The organism is Leuconostoc palmae, from assembly GCF_019656075.1.
Lineage (GTDB): Bacteria > Bacillota > Bacilli > Lactobacillales > Lactobacillaceae > Leuconostoc > Leuconostoc palmae.
On record NZ_BPKZ01000003.1, the window covers coordinates 1 to 11,014 of the forward strand.

General features: G+C 35.8%; 10 protein-coding genes and 5 tRNA genes. All 15 read left to right on the forward strand.

What is annotated here, in order from left to right; all coding sequences use genetic code 11:
- A tRNA-Val gene (locus tag K5Q12_RS02625) sits at positions 1 to 73 on the forward strand.
- Between the two features lie 2 nt (positions 74 to 75).
- Positions 76 to 149, forward strand: a tRNA-Asp gene (locus K5Q12_RS02630).
- 96 nt (positions 150 to 245) lie between these two features.
- A tRNA-Trp gene (locus K5Q12_RS02635) sits at positions 246 to 319 on the forward strand.
- Between the two features lie 2 nt (positions 320 to 321).
- Positions 322 to 394 (forward strand) — tRNA-His (locus K5Q12_RS02640).
- Between the two features lie 25 nt (positions 395 to 419).
- Positions 420 to 503: transfer RNA gene (locus tag K5Q12_RS02645), tRNA-Leu, on the forward strand.
- 291 nt (positions 504 to 794) lie between these two features.
- Complete coding sequence (gene acpS / locus K5Q12_RS02650) at positions 795 to 1,211, forward strand: holo-ACP synthase (RefSeq protein ID WP_220742176.1); 417 nt, start codon at positions 795 to 797, stop codon at positions 1,209 to 1,211.
- Positions 1,204 to 2,328: an alanine racemase gene (alr, locus tag K5Q12_RS02655; protein ID WP_220742177.1), complete on the forward strand. Its 1,125-nt coding sequence runs from the start codon at positions 1,204 to 1,206 to the stop codon at positions 2,326 to 2,328. The genes acpS and alr overlap by 8 nt, the downstream gene beginning before the upstream one ends.
- A gap of 36 nt (positions 2,329 to 2,364) precedes the next feature.
- Positions 2,365 to 2,733, forward strand: coding sequence for a type II toxin-antitoxin system PemK/MazF family toxin (locus K5Q12_RS02660; RefSeq protein ID WP_220742178.1), 369 nt, complete (start codon positions 2,365 to 2,367; stop codon positions 2,731 to 2,733).
- Positions 2,734 to 2,767: 34 nt separating this feature from the next.
- Entirely contained in the window at positions 2,768 to 3,787 is a 1,020-nt protein-coding gene (locus K5Q12_RS02665; RefSeq protein ID WP_220742179.1) for an acyltransferase family protein, read from the forward strand.
- 255 nt (positions 3,788 to 4,042) lie between these two features.
- The gene (locus K5Q12_RS02670) at positions 4,043 to 6,727 is read left to right on the forward strand and encodes a valine--tRNA ligase (RefSeq protein ID WP_220742180.1); all 2,685 of its coding nucleotides are present in this window, start codon (positions 4,043 to 4,045) and stop codon (positions 6,725 to 6,727) included.
- Positions 6,728 to 6,784: 57 nt separating this feature from the next.
- Positions 6,785 to 7,462, forward strand: coding sequence for a hypothetical protein (locus K5Q12_RS02675; protein WP_220742181.1), 678 nt, complete (start codon positions 6,785 to 6,787; stop codon positions 7,460 to 7,462).
- 111 nt (positions 7,463 to 7,573) lie between these two features.
- Positions 7,574 to 8,548 (forward strand): beta-ketoacyl-ACP synthase III, encoded by a 975-nt coding sequence (locus K5Q12_RS02680; RefSeq protein WP_220742182.1) that lies wholly within the window; start codon positions 7,574 to 7,576, stop codon positions 8,546 to 8,548.
- A 299-nt stretch (positions 8,549 to 8,847) separates the two neighbouring features.
- Positions 8,848 to 9,984 (forward strand): LysM peptidoglycan-binding domain-containing protein, encoded by a 1,137-nt coding sequence (locus tag K5Q12_RS02685; protein WP_220742183.1) that lies wholly within the window; start codon positions 8,848 to 8,850, stop codon positions 9,982 to 9,984.
- A gap of 6 nt (positions 9,985 to 9,990) precedes the next feature.
- A complete protein-coding gene (locus K5Q12_RS02690) occupies positions 9,991 to 10,323 on the forward strand; it encodes an NlpC/P60 family protein (RefSeq protein ID WP_220742184.1) in 333 nt (110 codons plus the stop codon).
- Positions 10,324 to 10,537: 214 nt separating this feature from the next.
- The coding region (locus K5Q12_RS02695; protein ID WP_220742185.1) for a LysM peptidoglycan-binding domain-containing protein at positions 10,538 to 11,014 on the forward strand (477 nt) is incomplete at its 3' end.

Sequence of the window (11,014 nt, forward strand, 5' to 3'; positions counted from 1 at the left end):
GGACGCTTAGCTCAGCTGGGAGAGCACCTGCCTTACAAGCAGGGGGTCACAGGTTCGATCCCTGTAGCGTCCATTGGTCGCATGGTCTAGCTGGTTAGGACGCCTGCCTGTCACGCAGGAGATCGCGGGTTCGAGCCCCGCTGTGACCGCTAATTACTGACAAACATGAACAGACAGTGTTATTAAGTAAGGTGCAATTCCTTACCATGTTATATCAGCTTTTAGCTGAGATTTTTATTTATTGTAGGGATATAGTTAAACGGTAGAATAGCGGTCTCCAAAACCGTTGATGGGGGTTCGATTCCCTCTATCCCTGCCATGGCGGTAGTGGTGAAGTGGTTAACACACTGGTTTGTGGATCCAGCATGCGAGGGTTCGATCCCCTTCTACCGCCCTATAAGCCTTATGGCTTTATATTTGCCGTTGTGGCGGAATTGGCAGACGCGCTGGACTCAAAATCCAGTGGTGGCAACACCGTGTGGGTTCGACTCCCACCGACGGCATAAAAAAGGTAACATCAAATTTGATGTTACCTTTTTTTAATGTTTATTTTGGTTGTTAGATCGTGTTAGGCCAAAAATAGAGCTGTTCAGGACACAATTATTGAGATTATGTTTGATATATTTTACACTTTTGATAGTTAAAGGAGGGTAATTATGGAAAAACAAACATTTACTAGTTTACTATGCTTTTTAATGGCAAAAGGTGTATATTTAGACTTAAATAAATTATTCCAACAAGATTAATTAAAGATTTTGTTTGGTGAAAACTTTTGATTTTGATACAATATAGACATGATAATTGGAATAGGAAATGATACCGAGTCGATTAGTCGTGTTGGTAATATTGTTAATCGAAACTCGAATTTTATGAACACCATTCTAACAACCAGAGAACTTGAACAGGCAAAAAAACGACAAGGTAAGCATTTTAATGAGTTTATTGCTGGTAGGTTTTCTGCTAAGGAAGCTTTTTCAAAAGCAACTGGTTACGGTATAGGTGAAAAAGTACATTGGCATGATATTGAAATTTTAAATGCACCTAATGGTAGACCTATTATTCGCGTTAAAAATTTTCAATATAATACGTATGTTGCGATTACGCACAGTTCGGATTTTGTAAATACAGTTGTTGTGATTGAAAGACTAACTGTTTTAGAGAGAATTAGTTTAAAATTATTTCCAAAACGTGGAGTGTTATCTGATGAATAATGAAGTACTATTGACAAGACCATCTTGGATTGAGATAGATTTAAAAGCAGTACAGTTCAATGCAAAATCCATACTAAAACATACTGATGCGCAACGGTTAATTGCTGTGGTTAAAGCGAACGCTTATGGACACGGTGCTATAAAAGTAGCACAGGCGCTATATGATATTGGTGTCCGAGATTTTGCAGTTGCGACAATTGCTGAGGGTATTGAATTAAGAAGTGCATTGTATTATGAAAATGTCAAAATTATTCTTTTAGGCGTACAAGATGTTAATCAAATTCATGAAATAATAAAGTATCGATTGTCTCCTGCTGTTGAGTCTGTTGACTGGTTAGATCAAGCTTTACATGGTATGAATGATAGTGAGATCTTAAACGTTGAAATAGCAGTAGATACTGGTATGGGGAGAATGGGAGCGCATTCTAAACAGGCGTTGCAAGACGTCTATGATAAAGTGAAAGAATCATCGCTCTTACAATTAACTGGTGTGTTCACACATTTTGCAACTGCTGATGATAATAACCAGTCATATTATATGAAACAACTCAAACTATTTGAAGAATGGGTAGAGTCTGCAGATATTCCAAAAAAATATTGGCATTTAGCTAATTCTGGTTCTTCATTGTGGCATTATCGTGAAATTAATACACAGACAATTCGTGTAGGCTCAGTTTTGTATGGGTTCAATCCTGGAGCACCATTACTAAAAATGCCTATAAAACTACACAGTGTGTTGACATTGAAATCTAAAATAGGTGCCGTTCATAAACTTCAGACAGGCGAATCGGTTAGTTACGGAGCTACATATACAGCTCAAGAACCACAGTGGGTTGCAACGTTGCCTATTGGTTATGCAGATGGTTATCTACGTCGTATGGCTGGCATGAAAGTGCTTATAGATGGTCAAATTGCAACAGTAGTTGGTCGCATAACAATGGATCAACTTGTCATAGCTATGGATCGATATCATCCTATTGATACTGAAGTTACTTTGATTGGTAAAAGTGGCAATAAAGAAATTAGCATTGAAGAATTTTCATCATATGCCAGAACGATTCCGCATGAAATTGTGACATCTTTAAGTTCACGATTACCAAGAGTTTATATAAAATAAGCGCTCTAGCGCGTACATAGTTAAGTGAGAATTTTTATGAAAGAAGAATATCAAGATGTCATGAGAGGTGACGTCTTTTATGCAGACCTTAAGCAAGGAATTGGCTCTGAGCAATCGGGTGTTAGACCAGTATTAATTATTCAAAATGATGTTGGAAATGCGAATTCACCAACAACAATTATTGCATCAATAACTTCTCAAATATCTAAGCCTAAATTACCGACACATGTGCTTTTACCAGCCCACATGGGTGGTATCAAAAAAGATTCAGTTATTTTGACAGAACAAGTTCGAACAATTGACAAGCGGCGTTTAAGAGACAAAATTGCTCATATTCCTAGTGATACTAAGCAAATGCAACAAGTTGCTCAAGCTTTGAAAATAAGTTTTGGTATAAAAGTATAGCTGATTTGCGCGTAAACTGGAGAATTAAAAAACAATGAAAACACGCATTAAATGGCTTGACTTGACAAAAGGTATAACTATATTTTTGGTCGTAATAGTTCATGTGATTGAAGGAATTTATAAGACAGGCAAATTTCCCCAGTATGATGGTTTTTCTCAGTTTATCATGGGGATTTTATTTACAATTGTTATGCCTGTTTTTTTTGCGTTATCAGGGTACACATACAGACCGATTAATACATTTAAAAAGTATGGGCAATCACTGTATAAAAAAATAATCAGTCTCGGAATACCTTACATAATTTTTTCCATTATTTATGTGTGCTTACAGCATGTTGATCAATATGTGCATCAATTCAACACATGGAGAGACTTAATGACAATTTATACGATACCAATTGGCTATTTATGGTTTTTATATGTTTTGTTTTTCATTTATGTTCTTATTGGATTAATGGACATAAGTGGGGTGCCCGCATTAGCACAGTTAGTTATTTATGCTATAATGTTTGGCTATTATATTGTGACACAGGCAAATATCCCTTATGGCGTCAGTGGTCTATGTATGTGGACAATTTGTTTTTATATTGGATATTTAATAAAATATTATTCTAAAATATTGTTACATAAAACAGTGATAGTCATTAGTTTAATGATTATCATATTGAGTATTGTGTGGCAAATGGTGTTTATCTCAAATTGGTTTAATACCAACATGATGACAAAATATGATTTTGTAGCTAAATTAGCGAGTATAGTGTTATTTTTACCTATTTTTGCTCATTTAAAAGAAAATAATATCACTAATTATTTTAGTAAATATGGTTACTATTCCTTAATAATTTACTTAGTGCACGCACCGATTGCCTCTATTGCCCGAATCATCATGTTGAAGGTGGGTATTTCCAACTATGCGATATTGGCTTTACTGACATTAGTCATTTCTTGGTATGTGAGTATTGGTGTCATTTATGTGACGACAAAGAATGTTTATATTAACATGTTATTTTACCCATTTCAAAATTTACGTAAATATGGTAGTCAACATAATTAAAAACTTGACGGGAAGCACGTTTTCTAGTAATATTAGCTTTATCTTAGAGGATTAAGCAAATACATTTATAGAGAATCGACGGTTTGGTGAGAGTCGGTAATGTTAATGCCCAAGGTTGCTAAGCATAATTAATAACTAGATAAATTTTAAAGTGGTTGTTAAATACTAACAACAATACAGGTGGTACCACGGTGAAAATCGTCCTATTATATTTAGGACGATTTTTTAGTTGTACGTAATTTAAAAGGAGAAAAAATGCGCGAAATTAATATGTCAACAAAATATGATCCGTCATCCGTTGAATTGGGACGGTATGATACTTGGCAAGCTAAAAAATTATTTGTACCAGAATCAAATAAAAGTATCCAAGGAAATGAACCAGAAGCTTATTCTATTGTCATTCCGCCACCAAATGTAACAGGAAAGCTACATTTGGGACATGCTTGGGATACGACATTACAAGACATGATTATTCGACAGAAAAAAATGCAAGGGCTGGATGTTTTGTGGTTACCTGGTATGGATCATGCGGGTATTGCTACACAGGCTAAAGTTGAACAAAGATTACGTACTGAAGGTGTTTCGCGATATGATTTAGGACGTGAAAAATTTGTTGAGCAAGTTTGGGATTGGAAAAATGAATATGCTGCAACTATCAAAAAACAATGGGGTAAGATGGGATTATCTCTTGATTTTGATCGTGAACGTTTTACCTTAGATGAAGGATTAAATAAAGCAGTTAATAAAGTCTTTATTGATTTATATAAAAAAGGCTTAATTTATCGTGGCGAGTATATTATTAACTGGGATCCACAGGCTCGTACAGCGTTATCAGATATTGAAGTTATTTATCAGGATGATGAAGGTGCATTTTACCATGTTAAGTATCCTTTTACTGATGATACAACGTTTAATGGGAAAAATTACATAGAAATTGCGACGACACGACCGGAAACTATGTTTGGTGATGTGGCTGTCGCTGTCCATCCTAGCGATGAAAGGTATCAAGACTTGATTGGTAAAAAAGTTATGGTCCCACTTGTGGGTCGTGAAATTCCAATTATTGCGGATGAATACGTTGAAAAAGACTTTGGAACTGGCATGGTTAAAATTACGCCGGCCCATGATCCAAACGATTTCCAAGTCGGAAATCGTCATGATCTTGAACGCATTAACACGATGACTGATGATGGGCATTTGAATGAATTGGCAGGGCCATATAACGGCATGGAACGCTTTGAAGCTCGAAAAGCGATTGTGGCGGATCTGGAAGCCGGTGACTACATGCTAAACATCGAACCAATTGTGCACTCAGTTGGCCATTCAGAACGGACTGGGGTGCCAGTTGAGTCACGTTTGTCAACGCAATGGTTTGTGAAAATGGAGCCATTGGCGGAACAAGCTTTGGCAATGCAACAAAATCCAGATGAAAAAGTTGAATTTGTCCCAGCGCGTTTTGAAGATACCTTTACCCGTTGGATGTCAAACATTCGTGATTGGGTCATCTCACGTCAACTTTGGTGGGGACATCAAATTCCAGCTTGGTATAAGAACAAGGGTACTGACCAAGAAGAAATCTACGTGGGTACAGAAGTACCGGCAGGCGACGGATGGGAACGTGATCCGGATGTCTTAGATACTTGGTTTAGTTCAGCTTTGTGGCCATTTTCAACGATGGGTTGGCCAGAAGATACAACAGGTGATTATGCGCGTTACTATCCAACGAACACGCTAGTCACAGGCTATGACATTATTTTCTTCTGGGTAGCCCGGATGATGTTCCAAGGGAAAGAATTTACCGGCCAACGTCCATTTAAAAATGTTTTGATTCATGGCTTGATTCGTGATGGAGAAGGCCGTAAAATGTCAAAGTCATTGGGTAATGGTGTTGATCCTATGGATGTCATTGAAAAATACGGTGCTGATGCTTTACGTTGGTTCTTAGCTACTGGTTCAACACCAGGGCAAGATGTTCGTTTCACTTATGATAAGATGGATGCTGCCTGGAATTTTATCAATAAAATTTGGAATGCTTCACGTTATGTCATTATGAATTTAGATGACAATACGCCTTTAGGCATACCAGAACTTGATACTTTAACATTGGCGGATAAATGGATATTGTCACGTTTAAATAAAACTGTTGATAATGTTACGCACAATTTTGATAAGTTTGAATTTGGCGAAGCTGGTAGAGAACTATACAATTTTATTTGGTCAGATTTTGCCGATTGGTATATTGAAATGACTAAAGAAACGCTAAATGGTAGCGGAGATAAAGCACCTGTACAGCAAACTTTGGCTTATGTTTTAGATCAAACTTTACGGTTATTACAGCCCATTATGCCGTTTGTTACAGAAGCAATTTGGCAAGAAATGCCAAGTCAAGTTGGTAAAGATGTTAATTTTGCAATAACAAATTATCCAGTTACACACTCCGAATTAAACAATGAAAATGCGGAAGATGCTTTTGAATCGTTACAAGATCTTATTGTTGCTGTGCGTAATATACGTTCCGAGGCGAATGCACCAATGTCGACTGAAATTGATTTGTTAATTAAAACTTCTGACGAACAATTGATTAAAATTTTCAAAGATAACAGCGATTATATTAATCGATTTGTTCATCCAAAGTCATTGGAAATTTCTTCTCAAGTAGTGCCACCTGAACTTGCTATGTCGCAAGTTATTACTGGGGCTGAAATCTATGTTCCATTAGCTGAGTTAATTGACATTGACGAGGAAATTATTCGTTTAGAATCTGAACTGAAAAAGTTTGATAATGAAGTTAAACGTGCAGAAAATAAATTAAACAATGAAAAGTTTGTTTCTTCAGCACCTGAATCAATTGTTAATGCTGAAAAAGAAAAGTTAAGTGACTGGCAAACAAAATGGCATGCTACTCAGGAACGTCTTATTGTTTTAAAGTCAGCTAAGTAAAAAAGCAGTTTGTGTAATCGAACTGTTTTTTTCAGTTCGATACTAAAGAGAGAATCCATGTTGGAATACATTATAGAAAACAAAGATTATCCAAATAATTTTTTATTTAATCAAGTAGCAGACATAGATGTCGAAACAGTATGGGCGCTTCAAGAGCTAGCTATCAAGCACAATAAAGGTTTGATTGCAAATGTCACTGATCAAATTACAAAAGGATTTCTAGAAGATAGAGGTTTTTCAATAGGGAATATCACACAATTTGGGGAAATAACTATTAGAAGTTATTCTGGCAATCCAATTGTTAGCGTTGAAGAATTGGACGTAGACTTAAAAGCAGAATTAGTGACATTAACAAAAGATCATCATCAAAGAGTATATAGGGTTAACCCACCTGCACAAGATTTAAACTATGAAACTAAAATTTTTAAACACCCTCGTTTTGATGCTAAAAACAGTATTGTTCGTTTGGAAAAACAGCATGTTATAGCGGCCATTTTATTGATGAAGGAAAATGACGATTTTATTTTAGCAGCTACGTTTGCTGATGATGTATTATCATTAATAGATTTATGGCATGATTTATTTGGTATATTGCCTATTGGCAGTATTGTGAAAGCAGAATTTCTTGATAGTGACCCGATGGCTAAAGCGATTTGTAATGAATTTAATTGGTATGTTGACATAAATAAACAATATACAATGGTATGGGAAGGTAAGCGAGATAGCTTGCGTTAATATCAAAATTCGATACAATTATATAAGTATAAATTGTAAGTTTTAAATAAAAATACAAAGATGATTTTAGAGCATGTTTAATGTGACTAAAAGATGTAAAGGGGAAATAGTATGCCCGTGAGTAAGATATTAGCCAGTGCGCATTACGTACCAAGCGATGTCATTACCAACAATGATTTAGCCAATATTATGGATACCAGTGATGAGTGGATCCAGTCTCATACAGGTATTAAAACACGCCACATGTCACTAAAAGGTGAGAATACGAGTGATTTAGCAACAAAAGCAGCTGAATTAGTATTAGATCAAGTTGATATAACTGCATCAGAAATTGATTTAATTATTGTGACAACATTTACGCCAGATGGATTGGCACCGTCTACTGCAGCGCTTGTTCAACGTAATATAAACGCAAAAAATGCCTGGGCTTATGATATTATGACAGCATGTGCTGGATTTGTATTTGGATTAAGTACAGCTGATAAATTTATTCGTTCGGGTCTCTATAAGAATGTTTTGCTCATTTCTGCAGAAGTTAATTCTAAAATGATGGATTTTAAAGATCGAACGAGTACTGTATTCTTTGGTGATGGGGCAGGAGCCGTCTTAATGACAGCTACTGAACATGACCGTAGCGTTATAGGTGCGGAAGAAATGCATACCATAGGAAATTCAGAAGTGGTTCACTCGGGTAGAATTTTACCACTAACTGAATTATCAGCAGAAAATTATCCTAAAACAGATGCTTTTGTTCAAATTGGACGAGATGTATACAATGAGGTAACGACACTTATTCCTGATCATATCAGAAATTTTTTGGCATCACAGCACTTAGAACCAACTGATGTAGATTACTATATTCCACATCAAGCAAACTTACGATTGATTGAGTACATTGCAAAAGATTTAGATCAACCATTAGGTAAATTTTCTACAAATGTGATTCGAAATGGTAATACTTCTTCAGCAGGTATTGCTATTGGACTTGATGAATTAAACCATGGAGTCAATTTGTCAGGGAAGCGTGTTTTATTGACTGGTTTTGGTGCTGGATTCACGTATGGCAGTGTGTTACTTGAATTTTAAAGAAAATATTAAGAGCATTATTTTTATGATAACAAATAGAATAATGCTTTTTTAAGTGACAAAAACAGGTATATAAGAAATTAAACATGGAGTATATACGCATAAAAATGCTTTTATATCAACGTTTTATCGATGTAATGTTTTTGTAATAATGTTATGAAACTGATAAGTTCGGAAAATGTGTATGTTATACAAAGAAGTTATACTTAATCATGTTCTTAAGATTTTTATAACATCAGAACTAAAAATTAAACAATTAAACAATATAACATAAATTAAATATTTGGAGTTTCGTCATAATGAGTAATAATTTAAAGAAAACATTATTAGCAACGGCAGCAAGTGTTGCTGCGCTTGTTGGTGGTAGTTCAGTTGCTTCTGCAGATACCGTTTCTGTTAAAGCTGGAGACACATTAAGTGGTATTGCGGCTGATAATAATACTACAGTTGACAATTTAGCTAAAGAGAATAACATTGATAACCATAATTTTATTGTTGCTGGGCAAACACTGACAGTTTCTTCACCAGTTTCTACTGCGATTTCAGCAGATGGTACAAAATATACTGTTCAAGCTGGTGATAGCTTATCAAAAATCGCTGAACAAACAGGTGTTAATACTGCAACATTGGCTTCAATTAACGGTCTATCAAGTGATAATCTAGTTGTTGTAGGGCAGGAGTTGTCGTTGAAAGCAACAACTACAGCAACAGCAACAACAGTTACTGCTGCTGATCAAACACAAACAGTGCCAGAACAAAAGTTATCATATATCGCAGCTGCAGACACAAATAAAGATGGCTTTATGTCTATCGATGAGTATAATACTTATGTAGCAAACGGTGGCGATACTAATGCAGTAAGTACACAAAGTACTGTAACAATACCTGCTAATGTTAAATACATCGCAGCTGCAGACACAAATAAAGATGGCTTTATGAGTGCCGAAGAGTACAATACTTATGTAGCAAACGGTGGAAATGTGAATGTGTCTGAAACACCTTCACAACCTGTTGCTCCTGCTGAAACACACCAAGTTGCAGCAACACAGCTCTCAGCACCTAGTCAAGTACAACAAACTTCAGCTTCGTCAGATGTTCAATCACTTCTAAATTCAATGAACGCTAAGCGTGCTGCTATGGGATTAGCACCTGTTCAATTAGATGCAGGTTTGTCAGCGCGAGCGCAGGCACGTGCTCAAGATGCAGCAGCAAATGGTGGTATACCATCAAACCATTTTTCTACAAATGGTGAAGTTGTAGCAGATGGTTTCTCAACTGAAGCTGTTATTGATGCTTGGTATAATGAAACAAATATGATGACACCTAATGGACAACCAGGACATCGCATGTGGGTTGCTAATTCTCGTGCATCATCAGTTGGTTTTGGTATTGTTAATGGTATTATTGTTGGAGAGTCAGATGCAGGGCAGTTTTAATTTTTAATGATGAAGAATCAATTAATAAATATTGCAATTGCGCAATTGGGGAAAGAGTTTAAATCTTCAATTGCTTTTATTATGTTTGTCATAAAAAATAGTAAGCAAATTACCTATAGTATTAGCTGGACTGACATTATATCAGAAGTAACTATTTTGAAAACGATTGAAGAAGTTAGTCACGGTGATTTAATTATATGGGGTAGTAAAAATAATCCATATTCTGTAGCAATATATATAGGTGGTGGCTTTTTCATTACAACTAATGTTGACAAAAATCTTGTTGAGATACAGTCCATAAATAAAAATTGGGCACCAGACTTTATTGGTAAAATATAGTTTTGTTATTTAATATTAATATTTTTGAAACAAAAACGTTACAAAACAGGGATTTAGACCTGTTTTTGTAACGTTTTTGTGTTTTTGAAAACAAAGTGAAAAAAATATAAAACACCTGTGTTATGCTTCTTTGGTACACTAGTCATTGTCAGTAAGACCTCAAACAACAATAAGCAATGCTTAACAGATACGAACTTAAGGAGTTACCCCTATTATGAAAACATCTACTATTATGAAATCTGCATTAGCAGCTGGAGCATTTGCAGCTGCTGGAGTTGTTTCAGCATCAGCTGATTCAATTAATGTAAAATCTGGTGATACTTTAAATCAACTTGCGAAAGCAAACAATACAACTGTGGATGCTTTTGTAAAAGCAAATGAGATTGAAAACGCAAACTTGATTTTTGTTGGTCAAAAGTTGCAACTAGCAAATACTAGCAACAAACAAACAGATAATGAAACTATTAAGGCATCAAATGGTTCTTATACAGTAAAAGCTGGCGACACATTGTATCAGATTGCAGAAGCAAATGGTTTGACTGTTGCAGAATTAGCCGCAGCTAATAATATTGGCAATGTTAATTATATCAGTGTTGGACAAGCGTTGAGCTTTACAGCACAACCTGCAGCAGCGTCAGCACAACCTGCAGCAGCGTCAGCACAACCTGCAGCAGCGTCAGCACAACCTGCA